Source organism: Paenibacillus sp. FSL K6-0276 (genome assembly GCF_037977235.1).
Classification (GTDB): Bacteria; Bacillota; Bacilli; order Paenibacillales; family Paenibacillaceae; genus Paenibacillus_AQ.
The window spans coordinates 3,008,075-3,027,496 of sequence record NZ_CP150276.1 but is presented as its reverse complement, the minus strand read 5'-3'; the positions used below and the strand labels follow the sequence as shown (position 1 = coordinate 3,027,496).

Annotated in this window: 17 protein-coding genes and 4 pseudogenes; 5 read left to right on the top strand and 16 right to left on the bottom strand. The window is 41.2% G+C overall.

The features are described 5' to 3' along the window. Window positions 1-7 precede the first annotated feature (7 nt). From MHH52_RS14270 to MHH52_RS14260, 3 genes and pseudogenes are all read right to left on the bottom strand, one after another. The gene (locus MHH52_RS14270; protein ID WP_340009368.1) at window positions 8-2,068 is read right to left on the bottom strand and encodes a HAMP domain-containing sensor histidine kinase; all 2,061 of its coding nucleotides are present in this window, start codon (window positions 2,066-2,068) and stop codon (window positions 8-10) included. Beyond that, window positions 2,065-2,775 carry a response regulator transcription factor gene (locus MHH52_RS14265; protein ID WP_340009366.1) on the bottom strand — a complete coding sequence of 237 codons (711 nt, stop codon included), beginning with the start codon at window positions 2,773-2,775 and terminating at the stop codon, window positions 2,065-2,067. Before MHH52_RS14265 ends, MHH52_RS14270 begins: the two co-directional genes overlap by 4 nt. 973 nt (window positions 2,776-3,748) lie before the next feature. Continuing rightward, a pseudogene (locus MHH52_RS14260) lies at window positions 3,749-4,000 on the bottom strand (manganese catalase family protein); the annotation flags it as partial. 24 nt (window positions 4,001-4,024) lie between these two features. On the opposite strand from MHH52_RS14260, the pseudogene MHH52_RS14255 reads away from it, so the two are divergent. Next, window positions 4,025-4,375, top strand: a pseudogene (locus MHH52_RS14255) (IS110 family transposase); the annotation flags it as partial. Window positions 4,376-4,781: 406 nt separating this feature from the next. Here MHH52_RS14255 and MHH52_RS14250 read toward each other — a convergent pair. Beyond that, window positions 4,782-4,997, bottom strand: coding sequence for a hypothetical protein (locus MHH52_RS14250; RefSeq protein ID WP_340009364.1), 216 nt, complete (start codon window positions 4,995-4,997; stop codon window positions 4,782-4,784). Between the two features lie 111 nt (window positions 4,998-5,108). Between MHH52_RS14250 and MHH52_RS14245 the strand changes: the two genes are divergently transcribed. Then, window positions 5,109-5,264: a hypothetical protein gene (locus MHH52_RS14245; RefSeq protein ID WP_340009362.1), complete on the top strand. Its 156-nt coding sequence runs from the start codon at window positions 5,109-5,111 to the stop codon at window positions 5,262-5,264. Between the two features lie 11 nt (window positions 5,265-5,275). On the opposite strand, the gene MHH52_RS14240 is transcribed toward MHH52_RS14245, so the two are convergent. The 3 genes and pseudogenes from MHH52_RS14240 to MHH52_RS14230 form a co-directional block, all read right to left on the bottom strand. Next, window positions 5,276-5,467 (bottom strand): hypothetical protein, encoded by a 192-nt coding sequence (locus MHH52_RS14240; RefSeq protein ID WP_340009360.1) that lies wholly within the window; start codon window positions 5,465-5,467, stop codon window positions 5,276-5,278. Window positions 5,468-5,520: 53 nt separating this feature from the next. Next, window positions 5,521-5,970, bottom strand: coding sequence for an OsmC family protein (locus MHH52_RS14235; RefSeq protein WP_340009359.1), 450 nt, complete (start codon window positions 5,968-5,970; stop codon window positions 5,521-5,523). A gap of 276 nt (window positions 5,971-6,246) precedes the next feature. After that, window positions 6,247-6,354 (bottom strand): annotated as a pseudogene (locus MHH52_RS14230) (glycoside hydrolase family 11 protein); the annotation flags it as partial. Between MHH52_RS14230 and MHH52_RS14225 the strand changes: the two are divergent. After that, window positions 6,353-6,610, top strand: a pseudogene (locus MHH52_RS14225) (substrate-binding domain-containing protein); the annotation flags it as partial. The pseudogenes MHH52_RS14230 and MHH52_RS14225 overlap by 2 nt on opposite strands. 90 nt (window positions 6,611-6,700) lie before the next feature. Here MHH52_RS14225 and MHH52_RS14220 read toward each other — a convergent pair. Next, window positions 6,701-6,868 carry a hypothetical protein gene (locus MHH52_RS14220; protein WP_340009357.1) on the bottom strand — a complete coding sequence of 56 codons (168 nt, stop codon included), beginning with the start codon at window positions 6,866-6,868 and terminating at the stop codon, window positions 6,701-6,703. Window positions 6,869-6,971: 103 nt separating this feature from the next. Between MHH52_RS14220 and MHH52_RS14215 the strand changes: the two genes are divergently transcribed. Beyond that, the gene (locus tag MHH52_RS14215) at window positions 6,972-7,346 is read left to right on the top strand and encodes a hypothetical protein (protein ID WP_340009355.1); all 375 of its coding nucleotides are present in this window, start codon (window positions 6,972-6,974) and stop codon (window positions 7,344-7,346) included. Between the two features lie 188 nt (window positions 7,347-7,534). Here MHH52_RS14215 and MHH52_RS14210 read toward each other — a convergent pair whose 3' ends face one another. From MHH52_RS14210 to MHH52_RS14185, 6 genes are all read right to left on the bottom strand, one after another. Then, window positions 7,535-10,603: a glycoside hydrolase family 2 TIM barrel-domain containing protein gene (locus MHH52_RS14210; protein WP_340009353.1), complete on the bottom strand. Its 3,069-nt coding sequence runs from the start codon at window positions 10,601-10,603 to the stop codon at window positions 7,535-7,537. A 38-nt stretch (window positions 10,604-10,641) separates the two neighbouring features. Continuing rightward, window positions 10,642-11,463, bottom strand: a complete 822-nt coding sequence (locus tag MHH52_RS14205) for a carbohydrate ABC transporter permease (RefSeq protein ID WP_340009351.1) — start codon at window positions 11,461-11,463, stop codon at window positions 10,642-10,644. After that, entirely contained in the window at window positions 11,463-12,275 is an 813-nt protein-coding gene (locus tag MHH52_RS14200; RefSeq protein WP_340009643.1) for a sugar ABC transporter permease, read from the bottom strand. The genes MHH52_RS14205 and MHH52_RS14200 overlap by 1 nt, the downstream gene beginning before the upstream one ends. A 227-nt stretch (window positions 12,276-12,502) precedes the next feature. Beyond that, window positions 12,503-13,813 carry an extracellular solute-binding protein gene (locus tag MHH52_RS14195; protein ID WP_313639962.1) on the bottom strand — a complete coding sequence of 437 codons (1,311 nt, stop codon included), beginning with the start codon at window positions 13,811-13,813 and terminating at the stop codon, window positions 12,503-12,505. Between the two features lie 185 nt (window positions 13,814-13,998). After that, a complete protein-coding gene (locus MHH52_RS14190) occupies window positions 13,999-15,789 on the bottom strand; it encodes a histidine kinase (protein ID WP_340009347.1) in 1,791 nt (596 codons plus the stop codon). Further along, the gene (locus tag MHH52_RS14185) at window positions 15,786-17,345 is read right to left on the bottom strand and encodes a response regulator transcription factor (protein ID WP_340009346.1); all 1,560 of its coding nucleotides are present in this window, start codon (window positions 17,343-17,345) and stop codon (window positions 15,786-15,788) included. The genes MHH52_RS14190 and MHH52_RS14185 overlap by 4 nt, the downstream gene beginning before the upstream one ends. A 380-nt stretch (window positions 17,346-17,725) precedes the next feature. Here MHH52_RS14185 and MHH52_RS14180 point away from each other — a divergent pair, with 380 nt between their 5' ends. Next, the gene (locus tag MHH52_RS14180; RefSeq protein ID WP_313639959.1) at window positions 17,726-17,947 is read left to right on the top strand and encodes a DUF3955 domain-containing protein; all 222 of its coding nucleotides are present in this window, start codon (window positions 17,726-17,728) and stop codon (window positions 17,945-17,947) included. Between the two features lie 99 nt (window positions 17,948-18,046). Here MHH52_RS14180 and MHH52_RS14175 read toward each other — a convergent pair whose 3' ends face one another. Both MHH52_RS14175 and MHH52_RS14170 read right to left on the bottom strand, forming a co-directional pair. Next, window positions 18,047-18,940: a hypothetical protein gene (locus MHH52_RS14175; RefSeq protein WP_340009343.1), complete on the bottom strand. Its 894-nt coding sequence runs from the start codon at window positions 18,938-18,940 to the stop codon at window positions 18,047-18,049. 107 nt (window positions 18,941-19,047) lie between these two features. Beyond that, a complete protein-coding gene (locus MHH52_RS14170) occupies window positions 19,048-19,368 on the bottom strand; it encodes a hypothetical protein (RefSeq protein ID WP_340009341.1) in 321 nt (106 codons plus the stop codon). Between the last annotated feature and the right edge of the window lie 54 nt (window positions 19,369-19,422).

The following is a 19,422-nucleotide window of genomic DNA, read 5'->3' as shown; positions in this document are numbered from 1 at the left end:
TACATCGCTATGCTTTTTTTAAATAAAAGTAAAACAGTACGCCGTCAACCGTATTCATTGCGCCGTAGGATACACCATGAAGCTCCAAAATGTTTTTGGAGATGGCAAGTCCGAGGCCAGTACCGCCTAATGCTCGATGTCGCGCAGCATCTCCACGATAGAATCGATCCCATAATTTATCCAGCTGTTCGGCAGGTATATGCGTACCTTTATTTTCAAAACTAACCTTAATCAGCTCTTGCTCTTCTCGAACTGTAATATAGATATGCTCATAATCAGGTGTATAACGTATCGCATTTGTTAAGAAATTAGTGATGACCTGCTCAATCCGATTCTGATTAGCCATTACTTCTACGGATATTAGATCGGTATGCAGATGAAGTTGCTTAACCGCAATTTGAAGAATTAACTGATCACAAATCGTTTCAATGCTTTTATCAATGCAAAACGGCTCCATCAACATTTTGTAGGTGCCTGATTCGAATTTGGCAAGTTCAAGCATATCGACAATGAGCAGATCCATCCGGTCCACTTCTTTTTCCATAGCGTCAAAATAATGCTCTCTCTTATGGGTTGCAACGCCATCTTTCAAAATAGAAATGCAGCTTTTCATTACACTAAGCGGCGTCTTCAGCTCGTGGGACACGCCTGATATGAACTGTTTCCTCGTGCTTTCCAATTGTTTTTCCTTCTCAATATCCTGCTGCAGCTGTTCGATATACGAATGCAGCGTATGGGATAAGGAATTGATGCTTCTAGACAAATCCCCGATCTCATCACTTGATTTGATTTGAATTTTTTTCGAAAAATCCAAGTTTGCTATCCGTTTAGTCGTCTCATTAATTTGCAATAAAGGTCTGGCAATTTTTCTTGAATAATACAAAGAAACAAACACAATAAGGAGTAGCACAAGCGCAATCATGTACACATAATAATCTTTGAGCATCTGTACAGCTTCATCAACGGGCTGCAGCGATGCCATTGAGAAAATGTAGCTCGTTTGACCATTATGATCTTTTATAGGGTCAATGAATAGTTTGTATTTAACATCGTTTTGAGTAAAATCAAGTATTTGCTGTTGTCTATAAGGCTCCAAATCTTCGTCGAATAATAAGTTGGCTTGAAACTGCTTCATCCTTTCCATAAACAAACGATTGGTATACATGAAGCTGGAAGATTCATTCCCTTTGGGTAAACGCACCTTTGTAATCGTTCCGCTCATCATCAAATCAGGAATGGGGTTATACTCTATTTCAGGATTCATATTTGTAAACTTTCGAGCAAAATCAGTTATCTCCTGTTGTGAATAAGAATCCAAATCTATGTCGAGGTAGGCTTGGTATTGCTTCATTTTTTCCATAAACATACGATTGGTATAGATGAAGCTGGAAGATTCATTCCCTTTGCGTACAAGCATCTTCGTAATCGTTCCGTTCAATTTCATTTCAGGAATGGGGTTAAATTCTATTTCAGGAATTTGAGCATCCTCTTTTTTTTCTGATTTTTTGATTTGTAATGCGAGCTCGTATAATTTTTTAGCTATAATCTCATTTCTCCAATTATCTTTGCTATTTTCTACATCCAGTTCATAAGGTATTAATGCTGAATCAGTTGCATACATAAAAATATTAACAGCTGTTCCGGGCTTTAACAGTTCTGATAACTGATTTTGATCTGTATTTAATACTTCTTCAATGTTCATCAAATGATACAAAGGTACCGATATGATTTTATTTGACCAATCTGGTTCATATTTATTAATATCTGTTTTTACTTCCAAATAAAAATCATTTGCATTTTTTAAGTTGCCATAGCTGTCTAAAGTGGTAATCCACGTGTTATTTTCACGATAAAAATCTTGCTCCAACTTCTGAAGCGCTAGAACATTTCCATCGCTATTTAACAAATCCGTTTTAAAGGCTTGAATATTAGCTTGTATATCAGCTACTTTTCGATTCGCGTAATATTGTTTGAAGAAGATCGTTTGTCCCAAATAAACAGCTGCTAAGATGAATAAGCATAACAATGTTGTTAATGTAAATAATTTAAGTACAATGCTTCTTCTCATAATTCACCGTTAAATTTATAGCCGGTTCTTACAATGGTTGTAATCACTTTCGATTTATCGCCAAGCTTGTTTCTTATATTACGGATATGCGTATTTACTGTGCGATCATCACCTTCGTATTCGTATCCCCATATTTTCGTAATAAGTTGCTCCCTCGTAATGACAATTCCTTTATTTTGCATTAAATAAGCTAAAATTTGAAACTCCGTGTAAGTCAGATATATGTCCACTTCATCTACGGTCAAAGTTCGAGAAGGCAAATGCATACGTAAACCGTTTACCATTAAGATGCTCGTTTCTTTATCAGTACTTGATACTGCGGTGTCCGTCGATCGTTCTTTGGGGTATCTGCTGTCCAAAAGTCGTTTCGTTCTCGCTAATAAAACAGGCGGACTGTACGGCTTAGTGACATAATCATCCGCACCTAATTCGAATCCGAGCAATGTATCATCTTCGTCTACTCTTGCCGTTAACATAATGATAGGAACGTTGGATGTTTTTCGTATTCGTCTGCAAACAGACCAGCCATCCAGCCCCGGCAGCATAATATCAAGAATGATTAAATGAACCTCATTGGCTTGAAATAAGGCTAATGCTTCATTGCCGTCCACAGCCTCTAGCACATTATAATTCTCATTCATCAAATAATCTTTTATAATTTCCCGTAAAATATGTTCATCTTCCACGATTAATATCGTTTTTGTCACTTCTATTGTTCCTCCTATGTAAACTGTCACTTTGCATACAAATCGTGATTTTATTGTAACCTAACGGTTATCTTTTATAATTGTATTAAGCCTATCACACTCAGATGAAGATGGCGTAAAGAAAATATAAAATAGTGAGCCGATTTTTCGACTCACCTTCCATATTTAATGATAATAAATTAGTCCCCACTCTAATAAGTCTGTGTTTAGGTACACCCACGATACCTACTTGATCGAAAAAGGGCTAAAACAGCGTTTTGATGCACTTACGTAGCAACACAACAAGGGTTTTAAAAGGAAGGTAATCAATGTAGTTCTATCGAAAGCGTTGGACGAACTCGAAGGGCTAGGAAAATAAGAGGCAAAAAAAGCACGAGATGTTCTCGTGCTTTTTTTGCCTCCAAACCGCTATTGGGAAGTTATCAAGACATTGATCTATATAGTCTTTTCCACATCTCGAACGTATTTAATCGCTTTTTGATATGAAACCTCTAAATCAAGGCTTGGTCTATGTATCAATTTATTTCGCATCTTTCCGCCTTGCCACAAATAGTATAATGTGATTTAACATGAACCCCCTGCTCTCAAGTTCTCTTACAAATACAGGCCAAGATGGAATGCAACCTATTTCATAGATTTAAAACACCAGAATAGCCTAGAGATAATGAAGTCCGCGAAGCTTCCCTTGTTCCACTAAAAGGAATTTTATCTGAATTGTTATCGAATTTTCCTTGCTTAGATTTGGAAACAGCCTTATCTTCAAATAAACTCTTTGAAAGTACTAAGTAATTTAAGGCTCAAAATCAAAATCAGCGGTTGACCGCTCGTAAAGTAAGCCGCTGCGGGTTCGGAGGGTTCTTCCGACCCTCCGCTATGTTTGTGCGTAAAGTCAACCTCTGATTTCAAGGTAGAGACTAATTTAAACCATAAAAAACCTCCCTGCAGTTAAACTACACTGCTGAGAGGTTTATATCTAATAAAATATCTTCTCGTCACGTTTTTCCTTGAGTATTTCCACCGCTTCCCGAAATCGCAGCGAATACACGATCTCACGCTCCCGTAAAAACTTCAGACTGTCTTGAAGATCAACATCGTCTGTAAGATCAATTAGCCACTGATAAGTTGCTCTCGCCATCTCCTCCGCCGCAATATCCTCGTAGAGATCCGCAATCGGATCACCTTTTGCTTGAATGTAGGTAGCAGTAAATGGTACGCCACCAGCGTTCTCATAAGTGCGACTTATTTAACTGGCGTTCTAGGGGAATCAGGCGATCTGAGCGGTTTCACGCATGGTAACGCACTACTGCGTTACGCAGGTCTAAATTTTGACCGAAGCAAGTTCGGGAAAATGGAAAGGTCAGATGTCGTTGAGTAAACGAGGCCGCCCGCGCCTTCGACACTTCCTTTATTTAATCACGATGTGCATGGTCATGTTAACGAAGAATTTAAGGCTTTTCATCAACATAACGTCCAGGTTAAAAAGCTTAAAAAGATGAAGTTCATCATGAAGTTATGCGGAAAGCTGGCCCGTCTTTTAGTCGGAATGGCACGCAGCGATGAAGCCTACAACCCAAGTAAAGTCTTTGCATTGGCAGCTTAATACCAACTCACGTAAGTTGGTTTATTCGCAGGATTACAAAGAAAGCACGAAGTATCGGTAGATGTTACGCAAAAGGACTCCGACCCGTTCCGTTAGAAAGCCCGACCTCCACACCTTAGATAGGTGTAACGAAGGAATGAAAGGGCATTTGACCCGTTGAGACATGGGAGTGAAAATCGCTAGGGGTATCGTGGAGAATACGTGCAGCAAGTGGAACAAATTGGGTGGAACTACTCCCTCCTCTATTCCCGCACGCCTTCTGACCGTACATCTTAGCAAACCTGGCTCTCTTCATTCATCAACCAAATCTCAAGGTGGGTGAAATCCTGCGAATACACGAGCTTGCGTGAGTAAATCAAATCATACCGAGGAAGCTTAGCAAGAGGATCTCTTTCTTATTCATTAGTTAAAAATTCAAGCAAGCACGGGCAAGCAGCTCAAACGAATGCAGCCGTTTCTCATAGTCTGGAATCATAGTAACGATAATGAATTCATCAACTTCATACAAGTGAGATAACTGTTCCAGCTTTTCTTTAATCCTTTCGGGTGTGCCTACCAGCAACTTGCGTTCCAAGAGCTTGGACTTCTCTTCGGCTGAGCCTTCTTGTTGGAATAATGTCAACTCAGAAGTGCTTCTCGGTAAGCCTGCAAAATCTCTCCCCCAGCTACATCGCTCATGAATTGACTAAACACATAGACTGCTCCAAACTCGGCAGCATATGCCGCACTTTTCTTGTTTGTACCCAGCAGCCATAGCTCCGGTGATTCAGGTGGGGCCGGACGGGCGGTTATCGGACGTCCTTACCTTATAATCGCTGGAAACCGCAGCCAGATCATGCATTCGTCCATGTCCATCATCTTTGGACGCGAATACAATATCGTGCCGTAGCATATCCATAATCATTTTGCCGATGAACTGGTGCTAGTATTCCGCATATTTCTTTTTGAACTCTTTATTAAATTCCCACAGATCCGGTAAGATCGTTCGAACATTGCGTTTACCAAAGTCAGTTCATTGCCCTCTTTTTGTACCGCTACGTAATAATTCCCACGTTCATCCTTGATCAAATCCTTATACAACTCAACATTCAAAGTTAACGTCTCCTCTCTGATTACCTAAAGGATAACACCTTAAGAACCTACCCTTACAAACTTGATGTCAGCACTGTTGGTTCTGTGGTAATTTGTACGTTTCCTGCTACAGCTCTGGAAATCATGCAGGAGCCTTCTGCTTTGTGGGCAATACGAATTGCTTTATCAATATCGTCCTCTGACGCATCTTTGATAAGTGTGATGATGGGTGAATGTTTGATGGCTTCATATGTAAAAATGTTATTTGTTACATCTACTGTCGCCTCTGACATTAAGGTCAGACTGGAAGTCGTAAGCCCTGATCGCTCCAGCATAGCTGCTAGTGTAATGAGATAGCAGGTTGCCGCGGCACCTAGAAGCATCTCATCAGGATTCGTTCCAACTCCGGGTCCTCCCATTTCCTTCGGAATGGAGATTTGAGTCTTGAGTTGTCCAGCTTCAATCATTCCATCACTATTACGACCGCCGTTCCATACGGCATTCAATATAAATGGGTGCTTCATTTTCGAAAAATCCTCTCTGTCTTAAAATCACATGTAATTAAATTGTCGAAACTTAGCTTGACCACCGTCATTTTTCTCAAACCTAATTTACATGCTAACATAGAAGCATACGGTGAACAAACTAAGGAAAAGCAAAAAAAGAACCTTAATAAAAAGGTTCTTTTTTTGCTTTTTCAAGATTCAGGGTGCTTTGAAATTATTTAATAACTACATATTCCAAGTTAACAAGTTTTGCATAAGCAATAATTTGGTCTGTTGTTAAAGTTAATGATACAACGTGATAGCGACATTGCTTCCAGTCGCTCTCTTCGACTGTCTTACACTCCAGAACAGGGTGAAAGTTGCAGTGCCGTCAGTAGAAGGTGCGTTGGTTCGCGTAGTCGTCGGGTTGGAAGTGGTCAATGCCTGCAGACAGTTGGATATCGCTATTCCGGAGGAATTATCGATTATTGGGCAGGACAATTCCTATATCGCCAAAAATGCGAACATCAAACTAACCACTTTGACACATCCACAAGAAACTATGGGACGAGATGCAGCAGATTGGGTCATTAAGAAACTGCAAGGAAAAAAAGACCTGCCCAACAACACTTATTATCAACCCGTGTTAATTGAAGGTGAAACTGTAGTTGAGAGATAGGATACAATTTGAATAGAATGCGTCAATCTTCATATTTAAAAGATAAGCAACCCACCAATAATGACTAGTGGGTTGCTTTTTATTTTGTCTCTAAATTAAGCGGTCAGTCTCCAATTCCCGTTTCAAAAACGCTATACTTTCACCTTCAATTAAAGCAATAATGATAGATTGACGTGTCTCATCTCCAATGGCTGCTAGAGCCTTGCTGCATTCACGAAATCCCTCAGCGAGATTCATCAAGCGATCTTGTCTATCCATAGGCCGCCCCTTTGGTTTAATGGTTTAATCATATGAACTATTGTACATGAAATTTAAATGATTAATGCTTTGGTAAAGAAAATCGAGACCATTGAAAGGAAAATTGATCCGATGCATTCTTGTTACCGTTCTACTCTCCATGCTGCTTACAGGTTGTTGGGGATCAAAAGAAATTGAGCATATGGTCTATGTAAATACATTAGGAGTCGATTATATAGATAACAAAGTCGTTGTTTATATCCAAATGGTTAACTTTAGTGGCATTGCCAAGAAAGAGGCAGGTCAGAGCCAGCAACAGAAAACTTTCGTCGGTAAAGCAGATGGCGATTCGTTTGATTCAGCGATATTCAATTTATATGCTACTAGTCCACAAAGAATTGTCTGGAGCAATGTGAAAACAATCGTATTTAGTGATGCAGCACTAAAGAAAGGGGATGTTGTCAATCAAGTATTAGATCTAGATACCCCTTCTACATAAAATGATCTTGTAACCACTTCTCTTTTAACAGCGTCCATCATTGTGACTACATCATTTTCTAGATTTTAAACACCTCCCTCATAAAATATAACCGATTACAATTATGTATTTTATAACTATTTCATCATTCACAAATAGGATTTGGTTGCCCCAACCTTACAATTGGGGCAACCGTTATCCGTCTCAAATTAAGCTCTGCGAATCGTAAACTCAAAATCCATATCTACCGAAGGATCAATTTGATATTCATCAAGGACTGGCGCTCCCCAACTGTCATCGCCGCCTACACCCATTTGACGACCAGCAATCGTAACAACGGTATGATGAATGTTCGGCAGCTCATAATGATGCGTCGCATTCTCCAGCTCCATTGCCGTATATGGCGATATATTGGCTTCAACAGGGGCTGCGACTGGTGCCGATATTATGATCCCTTGACCATGGTCGTTGGTTATTGTTACCTCTCGCACACCTGTGCGGTTTCCCGATTCCTGCGGTACCAAATAGGACGACACATTGTCCACCGCATGATTGTGAAAGCGACATAATCTCGCACCAAACGCACGGTCAATATAATTCTCTTCCGGCCCATTCGCATACCAATTCAGCTGGTAATAATCCGCAGGCACCTTGAAGGTTAAAGCGAAGAGGGGAAACTGCGGTAAACCCGGTTCTCCATGGTAGCGTGATTTTATCCTTATGCTTCCATCGGAGAACACCGTGTAAATTACACTTACTCGAACTTCCTCTGACACACTCAGTTTATAGACGTAAGTCACAGTCGCTCGGTCTTCTTCTTCCATAAGCTCAAAACTTAACGTTCTTCGCGTCAAACTTGCTGCAAACCAAGGGGAAGAGTCGAAATGCATTCCCGCACCCTTGTCGTTGTCTGTCATAGCTCTCCAAAAGAGCGGTGCCGGCGGCGACGAGATCATTTCCCGTCCCGAATATTTGACGGATATTAGTGTACCAGCCTGCTTTGAGAACATAACGGAGAAGTCACGACCATGAACGCCAATATTTACGTCCCCTTCAACTACGCGAAAATCATTCACAACAGGGGTTACCTTAGTATGTGTTGTAGCCTCATCTGTCAACTTGTTCTCCACTTGAAAAACATGCTGTCCAAAAGCGATTTCATAACCTGCGTTCGCCCATAACGAATCTTCCTTGAGCACAAGAGAAACATCTAAACTATACTCACCAGACTGATTAGTCTCTGGTAAATCAAGTTCTACATATCTTTCTTCTCCGGGTTTAACCTGGGCGAATACATTTCCACGATGGAATTCCCTGCCCTCATAATTCAGACAATAATTTAATTTATAAGCATCCAAGCCAACAAATAAGTTCTCATTTCTGATGGTAACGCCATGGCAATCCGGGGACAGTTTGATGTTCTGATACAGAAATTTCACTTCCTGCATTTTCGGAGACCATCTCCGATCCGCATACACTATTCCATTTCCGGAGAAGTTGTAATCGGTTGAACGGTCATCGAAGTCTCCACCATAAGCCATGTAGGGTTTGCCATATCGATCATTTTTTACGATAACCTGGTCCATGAAATCCCAGATGAATCCACCTTGATACATTAGATACTTCTGTTCTAACTCTGTGTATTTATGCAGGCCTCCGACGGAATTACCCATCGCATGCATATATTCACAGCTAATATATGGCTTTAATGGATTCTCTTTTAAATATATTTCGATATCTGCTGCTTTCGCATACATCCGGCTCTCCATATCGCTCGCATCATCATAATCGCGGTTATGGAATACCCCTTCATAATGAACCAAACGGGTGGAGTCCTTCTCTCGAAAATAATTCGCTACATTCCGAATGACTTCTCCAGCAAAAGACTCATTGCCACAGGACCAAATCAGAATCGATGGATGGTTCTTGTCTCTCTCTACCATAGAAATGGCACGGTCCATTACGATATCTTGCCATTCAGGCTTACTGCCTGGTATGTTCCAAGACGGTTCTACGATCCCCATTTTCTGCCATGATCCATGCGACTCTAAATTCATCTCGTCAATAACATAGACACCGTATTCATCACACAGCTCGTACCAGAGTGTTTCATTCGGATAGTGCGACGTCCGTACAGCGTTGATATTCGCTTGTTTCAAAGTCTTTATATCCCATATCATATCCTCTTTCGTAATGCTGCGACCGAAGCGGGAATTAAACTCGTGTCGATTGACACCTTTGAATACAATACGTTTACCATTTAAGTGCATAATCTTATCTATCATTTCGAATTTTCGAAAACCAACCTTTTGCGGCACGACTTCCATAAGATCCCCGGCTGCGTTGTATACAGATACGTAAAGGGTATACAAATTAGGATCTTCTGCGCTCCACAGATGAACCTTTGATCCCTCAAGCGCAAGCGAAACGGAATCACCTGAAACTCCAGTCTCCCTACAAACTACAAGATTTCCTGCTTTATCCTTAAGCTCAAGGAGCACTTTCGAAGCTGGCTTACCCATCAACTGCAGCTCAGCTGTCACCGTTCCCTGCTCAAACTGCTCATCCAGATCGGACTGAACATGAAGATCCCGCACATGAACATCAGGCACAGTATATAGATACACGTCGCGAAAGATCCCAGAGAAGCGCCAGAAGTCCTGATCCTCCAGCCAACTCCCGGTACTGCGCTGATAGACCTCAACCGCCAGCTTATTCTCACCTTCCTTCAAATACGGTGTCAGATCAAATTTACTCGGTGTAAAGCTATCTTCGCTATAGCCAACAAACTCTCCATTTAGCCATATATAAAAAGCGGATTCAACTCCCTGAAAAGAGATATACAATGGACGTTGTTCCCAGCCCGCAGGTACTACAAAATATTTCACATAGCTACCTACAGGATTATGGTCCTCAGATATCATCGGAGGTCTAAGATGCTCATGACCATCCCATGGGTACATCGTATTTACGTACTGGGGTTTCCCAAAACCCTGAAGTTGGATATGTCCCGGAACCTCAATATCATCCCACCCTCTGCAGGACACATTCTCCTTATAAAAATGCGCCTGCCGTTCCATAGCATTGTGGGAGTAACTAAATTTCCAACTTCCGTTCAGGCTATAGCGCCAAGGCATTTCTCCAAGCCCTTCGGCTTCAACTGTTGTTTCGTAATACCGATGATCGGAGTGCGCGTGTATTCTGCCTACTGCATAAATAGAAGGGTCTGACAACCATTCCAGACTTGGAGCGACGCCCCGTTCAACCTGCTGCTTCATCTAATTTTCCTCCTTCTTTTCTTAAAATGATCGCTAACTTATTTAACTGAACCCGTCATCCCTGCCACAAATTGCTTTTGCATCATAAAGAATACAAGTGCAGTCGGCAGAGTCGTAATGACAATCGCAGACATAATCAAACCATAGTCAGGGGCATAACCCGATCCAAGATTCGAGATTAGAAGTGGCACGGTCATATTTTCTTGTGATTGCAATACAATCAGCGGCCATAGATAATTGTTCCAGCTATTTAGGAAGGTGATAATCGCAGCGGCGGCATAAGTTGATTTCATCGTCGGCATATAGATGCGGAAGAATAAACCAAATTCCGAAAGACCATCGATGCGGCCGGCTTCCATCATATCCTTAGGAAACATTTTTGTGCTTTGACGAAAGAAGAAAATTAGGAATGCTGTTGTGAATGTCGGTAAAATGACTGCCGCTGCTGTATCGATACCAAGAAACGGTATCACACTTGATACTTTGGCGAACATTTGAAATAGAGGTACCATGATCGCTGCAAATGGAATCATCATTGAAGCTAGTAAAATATTAAATACGATATCTTTACTCCGGCTACGGTACATTTCAAAACCATATCCAGCCGCCGATGCTACCAGCAGTGAAAGCACAGTAGTCACCACAGAGATTTTTGCGGAGTTCCAAAGGGCTTGCCACATATCTACGGAACTAAATAAATTGTCTATATTCTTAAAGAGATGCGCACCGGGCAGCAATGTCCCTTTAGTTACATCAACCGACTGATTCGTGGCACTAATAATCATCCAGATAAATGGAAAGATAGAGATCAGCGCAGCGATGATTAGAAACAGGTAAGTAAACATGCGTTTAGTTTTCATTATCTCTTGTCTCCTCCTATTTTGTTCTGAATTAGCGTCAGAATGAGCACCATTACAACAATCGAGTAGGAGACGGTTGCAGCGTATCCGAAGTCAGGCGTGTATTCAAAAGAAAGGTTATAAATATATTGGGAAATCGACATGGTTGCATTGCCGGGTCCACCTTTCGTGATGTTAACCACCTCGTCAAACAACTGAAGTGTTCCAATGGTCGATGTTATCGTCGTAAACAAGATAATCGGCTTCAATAGGGGAATTGTAATTTTGAAAAATTGAGTAAATGCACTGGCGCCATCGATGTGAGCAGCTTCATAAATAGATTTGTCGACATTTTGTAGGGATGACAAATAGAAAATCATATTATAGCCAGCAAAGCGCCAAGTGATGGCAATGATGATCGTAACTTTGGCCCAAAAGGGGTCAGTAATCCACTGAATCGGTTCGCTGATTAAATGCAGATTCACTAGAAATTTATTGATGATACCTTCGGCTCCAAACATGTACTTAAAAACAACGGAGTACGCTACAAGTGACGTTACCGTCGGCAGAAATATGGCCGTTCTGAAAAAACCTTTGAATTTCAGTCTTTCGTCATTAAGCAACACAGCGATAAAGAGAGCCAGCACCAGCATGACTGGGACCTGAATAATTAAGTAAATAAATGTGTTTTTGACGGCTGTAAGGAACGTGGTATCGCTAAACAATCGAATATAGTTATCAAATCCGGTAAAATGAAGATTGCTTCCTCTACCCGTCTTAAAGGATAGAATTAAAGCTTGGATCATTGGATAAAAATAGAAAATACTGATCATGATGACCGGCACAAGGACGAATAACCAACCCGTCAGATGGTTCTGCCGTGACCCTTTAGAGCTCTTTTGTTTTTGCGGGCTTAGCCCTGTCTTTACAGTTTCCACTCCACTCCGCACCCTTCTGTCTTATATATTAGAGATGAAAGCCCCTGCTACCCATCCTTCTGTAGAATCCAATTTACAGGAGAAGAAGGAGCAAGGGCATCGGTTGTATAGCCTAAGTGCGATTATCGAATTTGAGTATCCGCTTGCTTCTGCGCATCTTTCAGAACAGTATCTACATCTTTGCCACCTAGGTAAGATTGCACCGCTACAACCATAATGTCCTCGATTGCGTAAGTGTTCATGCCATAGTTGACGTTAGGAATTTGCTCGGTCCATGCTGCAAAGTCAGATACGACCTTTTGGCCTTTGAAAAACTCGTCCGCAGCTGAGTAAGCTTCACCGCTCGCCGCAGCTTTCAAGGTGCCGATAACACCAACTTTTGTATTCAACGTCTGATATAATTCAGCGTCAGAAGCAAAAGTCTTTGCAAGGAACTCCGCTGCTGCTTCTTTACCATCTACATTCATTACATACCAGGAGCTACCACCAAGGTTGGATGCGTGGACTGAGCCTTCTGTTGTTGCTAGCTTAGGTAGTGGAGCTACTGCCCACTTACCAGATTGGGAAGCTTCGGCTTTAATCGAAGGTGTAATCCAGTTACCTGTCGGCACAGTAGCCACTTCACCACCATTGAATGCGCCTACAAATTGGCTCCAGTCCGAATTTACTTTCACGATGCCAGAATCCATCATTTCCTTGTACAATTCAAGTGCTTCTTTCAGAGCAGCGTTGCCTTCTATGGTCGGAGTTTGACCATCATCTCCCGTATACCATGCACCCGCCGATTGGATCATTACTCGGATAAGTCCAAGATCATTTGGATCAAGCGTCAGCATGCTTTTGCCGGTTTTCTCTTTAACAGCTTTACCAATCTCGATATATTGCTTCCAGTCGATATCCTGTAATGCATCCAGGCTGTAGCCTGCTTGCTCGAGATAATCTGTCCGTACATACATTCCAGTTACACCAGAATCAAACGGAACACCGTACTGCTTGCCGTCAACACTGGTCGGGCCAATCTTATAATCCGCAAAGTCAGCAGCCTTTACAACATCCGACAATTCATAAAAGGAATCCGGATACGCTTGCAAGAAGCTCTGCGCACGATAATCTTCGATCAGTACAATGTTAGGCAGACCCTTCGTGGAACCAGAGTTTAGCCCCGTGTTCAGCTTTTGAACGATATCAGCTTGCGCGTTCTCAACGACGTTAACCGTTACGTCCGGATTAACTTTCGCATAAGCATCTTTGGCAACATTCATAGCGGCAATGTTAAACGCCGGGTCCCAAGCCCAAACTGTAATCTCTTTTGGCTTGGTACTACCTTCGGCTCCGGAGTTACCAGAGTTGCTCGTTTCATTTTTCGTTCCACCTGTGGAACATGCCGACAGTAGAACCACACTAGCTAGCATTACGGATAATAATTTTTTCACTACGTAAACCCCCTTGATAGTCTGAAAAATAATAAAGATGGAAGCGTTTTCTCTGCTACGCCTCCATCTTATCATTTTGTATTCGTTTTCTTTGGCAGTATCTTTGTTAGCTTTGGTGATATTATTGGGTCCTATTTTGATTCTCATTTCGACTCTGGTACTATTTTTAGATTCATGTAAAATTTTTAGTTTTTTAACAATGGAAGCGTAATAACGATTTGTGTACCTTCATTCCGTTTGCTTGTAATATTAATCCCGTATCTCTCTCCGTATAACAATTTGATTCTGTCATCCACATTCCGTATACCGATCCCGGAGAACAGTTGGCGTTTGTGCTTCGACGCTGGTAGCTGCTCCTCTTCCAACAAATTCGGGTCAAGATCCATTCCATCACCGTTATCTACAACTTCACATACAAGTTGATCTTCCTGCACGGCAATCATGATGAGAATTCTTCCCTCATCTTTAAGGTTGAATGCATGAAAGAATGCATTTTCGATAAAAGGTTGAAGAATTAGCTTCGGCATATGATAATCCAAGCTCTCAGGCTCCACAAAGTAATTCACACGAATCTTCTCACCGTACCTCACGTGATTAATATACACATAATGCTTCAGTGACTCCAATTCTTGACTAACGGGAATGGTAGAATGAACATCACTGACCGTATTTTGCAGAAGTGAGATTAGTGAATTTATCGTTCCTGCTGCTTTTTCCTTATTGCCCTGCTGCACCAGAAATTTGATAGAAGCTAGCGTATTATATAAAAAATGTGGATTGATCTGCATTTGGAGTGCCGCCAGCTCCGCATTACGTTGTTGCTTCTGGGTCTCCATCAGCTTATCAACATAATCATGAAGTGAATCAAGCATGAAATTGAAGGCGTTACCTAACTCCTTAACTTCATAGCTACTATTAGTGACATCTACATGATTATCGAACTCGCCTGTAGGAATACTCGACATCTGTTTAACGAGTACACGCAAGGACTTCGTCATTTTCCTTGTAATTAAAAATACAATAATAAGCGAAATTGCTACGATAGCCATAATCGTCAACGACACTGCTTTGGCATTTACCATCTGACCAGTCACAGCTTTCTTATCGATCAAATTCACCAAATAAAAATCAAATTCAGGCAAATATTCCGAGAACACTACTCGTTCATTCCCCATAACATAGACAGATTCTCCATTGTCTCCTGAGCTCTGTTCAGCAACTACTTCTTGAAGCAACTGTTGATCAAGCAGCCCAATTAACTCTGTCCTGTTGCTGGATACGATTTGTCCTTTTCCATTCAGCAACACAACATCATTACCTTCACTCGTAAAATTGGCATAGAAGGTCTTAAAATCGCTATCACGAATTGCAATGTACATAGTGCCATAGATACTGCCGGTCGAATGATCAAACAGAGCTTTAGAAGCCACTAACATGATCTCTTTCTTTTTAGTTTTACCATCCTCTTTTTGATAAAGTTGGTACAGAATTTGCTGAGGATGGGCCACTGTCGCTTTCGTAATCGTGTGGTTCTTCAGTTCTTCAGCGGTAGCAGACCAATACCAAGGATCGGTTGAATAACTTCTGCCATTCGCACCTACAATCATAATACCAATATCAAAGGCACTGAGGTTGGAGCGGACTGCACGCATGCTTTCTGTCATCTGGTAGGTTTTGATAGCAAGAGTCACTGCATCCGTCTCTCCCCCAGACAAATAGCTTCGGATGGCCCCATTCTGAGCTGTCATTGTAGCGCCCGTAGCTACAACGTTGTTGTAAGACTCCAAGTTTGTCTTCATCTGATTCAGTAGTTTGCCGTTCGTTATGCTGAAGGTCTTTAAAAATAAATTTTCTGACATACGGATCGTAATAGCCAGCGTCAGGAGTGATACGGTTACGATGCTAATGAGAGTCACGAGAAACAGCTTGAGAAATAAGCCCTGCTTTCTAATCTTGTTTATGATATTTCCAATCATGGCTGCGCTACGTCCCGTCTCCGGTACCGGCTCGGAGAAATGCCAGTCTGCTTTTTAAATACCTTGGTGAAATAACTCTGATCTGAATAACCCACGCTTGCGCTAATATCGGAAATTGATTTCTCCGTTGTCTCGAGCAACTCCATAGCTTTTTCCACCCGGACTTTGTTCAGGTACTCACTAAACCCTTCGCCATTATGTGCAGTAAAATAACTCGATAAATAAGAAGCATTAAAATGGAACTGTCTAGCTACTCCTGTCAGTGTGATCGGATCTGCATAATGATTCTGAATATATTCGAGTAGCTTCGTCATATTTGGGTTAACCGATGGATTCGTCTCACCAATAGTGCGCTCAACTTCACGAATGAATGCTTCAGTAACAGCAATAGCATCACTTGCATACAGCGCTTCATCTATTTTTCGGAAGTAGTCGTATTTGGTCTCCTCCAGACCTCCGATCTCACACTTCATTTTTCCAAGCGTGGTCGCTACGTTAAATATAAAGTTCCCCAATAGCGATTTGAATTCGAAAATATCAATGCGATAATCCATTGAATGCAGATGGACATATTCCAGAAACTCTGTAAATGCCTTCTGGAATTGCTTACGTCTCAACTGATCCATTAATTCTCCCATGTCAATTTCCTGATACGCTCCCGGAAGTCCCGGCAAATGATCATTCTCAATCAGACTTCGTTCCGGCAAGTAGAAACTGTATCGTGTAAGCTTCAAATAATTGTCACGATAAATCTCACCAAGTCTTTCAAAGTCCGCGAAGCTCTGACTGATGATAAAATGCGTTTCTCTCACACGATGTTCTATTTCCGAGATCAGATAACGGAGCTCAATCACAAGCTCGTCCCATTGTTCTGGATTAGCGTTGAGCAAATAAATAACCGAATCGTTAATGAACTTTAGTCGAATAAACACAACATCGTCCAAAGCGAACTTATGGATTCCTCTTTCCAATTCAGTTGCGAAGTTTAGCTTGTCGCCAGAATCTTTAATATGTTTCATATCCGCTCCGAAAAACGCGAATTGTCTGTGAGGAAACTTCGAATGTAGCATCGTAGGTTCCAGCACAGATTCATATCCTGTAATGAGCTTCTCGATGACTAGTAAAAGTTGCTTTTCCTCTGGATCGGTACCTGGATCGGTCATCTTCATCCCTGCCATTTTAGCCGTTGTTTTATTTAGGATGGACAACAGGTAATCGGCTTCCAGCTTCGGCTTCAGGATATAATCCGCTACACCACTCTGAAATGTGGATCGGACGTAATCGTATTCACTGAAACTGCTTAATACGATGACTTCAATTTGAGGGTACTTCTCCTTTACGATCTTGACCAGCTTCTCCCCGCCCATTACAGGCATTACGATATCTGTAATAATGATATGAGGACTGATCTCGTCCATCATATTTAGTGCTTCAAGACCGTTAGAAGCCTCGCCGACGATTCGATACCCTTCTTGTTCCCAATCCAAAAGGTGCTTTATTCCCTGTCTAACTAACATCTCGTCATCCACAATCATAATCTTGAATATTGGTTTCATTTCTGCCCCCTTGCAGCTGTTCAACCTATAATTGTATTCATTCACTGTTTGAACAAATTTTATAAGCCTTGAAAATGATCAGAACGCCGTCCCTATCGAATATTAGTTGTAACCGTTTTCTTTTTTATCTGTTACTGCTCAACCCATCCGACTTGGAGCGACCTCTGTACAATTATAGCATTAAGACTACTTAAATTTGTTTAACCCAAATAATAGTCCTCACCAGCAATTATGGTCAAGACCCCAATTTTTCATCAAATCCCAAGCACAAGCTCATTCATTTGATTTACAATAATGATATATCGTATTACAATAAATTAATGTTGATTTACGAATTGAATTTGTGTATTATATGGTTAACAAGTAAAGGAGAATGTCATATGAAAAAAAAATATCTATTCGCCTCTGCCCCCCTATTGTTAGGAATCATTAGTTTAATGATCTCGGGTATGGTGGGTTCAAGCGTGGGAGCAGATGGTATATTGCATGAGCCGGCTTTTTTCTTAATTCCACTTGGCTTCCTGTTTATTTTCAGCGGTATTATTGCATGGTTATTTATAGGTCTCGGCTCAGTCCTCCACAATAGAAACAAGATTTCATAATATCCTTGAGTTGAGACAATAACTTTTATAGTGATAAGAAAGAAGCCGCGAAATTCGCGGCTTCTTCTGCTTGGTGTTCATTTAAATATGACATGGACTCTATTGACTCAACTTCTGCTGGAGTAAAACTGCCAGCTCTTCGGCTGTATCCCAAACTATCGGACGGATATTTTTCACATGTACAGAAAGATTATTGGCATCGCTGCTGTTCACAGTCCAAATCACTGGAATGTTCAATCCGAGCGCATATCCAGCCGTAAAATACACTTCAGGGGATTGACCGGTTAAATCTGCGATAATCAGTTTACTCTCCTCTATCAGCTCCAAGGAATACAATTCACGGTTTTTCGTAGTCGTATGACTTAGCAAACGTGGCATATAACCAAACTGCTCGATTTTAGGAAGCAGTTTTTCCACCCACTCCGTGTGCAAATCCTCCGCATCCGACATTAGAACGATACATGGTTTTAATTTTTTGCCTCCTGCGATTGCCGCAGCTTCATTCCATCCCTCGTCTGTCAGCTTAAAGGTCATGCCTTCTCTGATAATAAACTGCTCGTTAATCAGCTTATCTATGATATATACCAGTTCTTGCAGATTGGGCGAATACGTCAGGTTATAGCTACTGGAGAGTGGTTGAATGACAACGGATTCCACAGGGGCTTCGGAATGTCTGTATAAGTATCGCAATAAACGGTTTCCTTTATCTTCAATCGTCACAGGAATTTTCGGAGAAATTACAACAGACTCTATATCGTCGGCCGATAGACTGACCTTCTCACCACCATCTGTCAGCTCCCGTATATAAGCCGATACGATATGAAACATGTCGCGTTTCTTTTGATGCGGAAGTGAATTAATGGGCTCATAGCTATCTCTCAATAAGTTATAGAACCCGTCGGGAGAACAATTACAACCTAAATATCTATCGTAATCGCCATCTGTTGTAGTGGAGACGATCTCATCACAGAACAAGCAGTATTTCTTACTCATGACAACTCATCACCTCTTATTCATTGATATCCCCCTACCTTACCAAGAATATCTTAAAAAGTAGACAAGAAGATATTTCCTTTAGTTGTGAGTAACCCCAACTATCGTTATAAAGGCAAATCCTTTTCCTTAAAGACACGTATGCCAATCGCATAAAGTACAATACCTACAACACCAAGAAGAGTAAATTGAATCCAATAATCGCCGTTATTTATGATTGCATCCGCATCAAATAATGTATTCAGTGAGATGTACTTAAATCCCTCCAGACTGCTATCTACCTTACCCATCAGTTCAAAGAGAAAGAAAGCAAGTGGGATACCTGCACCAAAAGCGAGTGAGTTTTTCGACAAATTGAAGATACAAGAAAATAAGAAAGAAATACTGCTGGTTGCAAACATTAAGAGAAATAAACCTACATTGAGCATAATCAGATCCGAAATATTAAAATCAATATCGCTCTGGAAAGCCTGAACAGATAC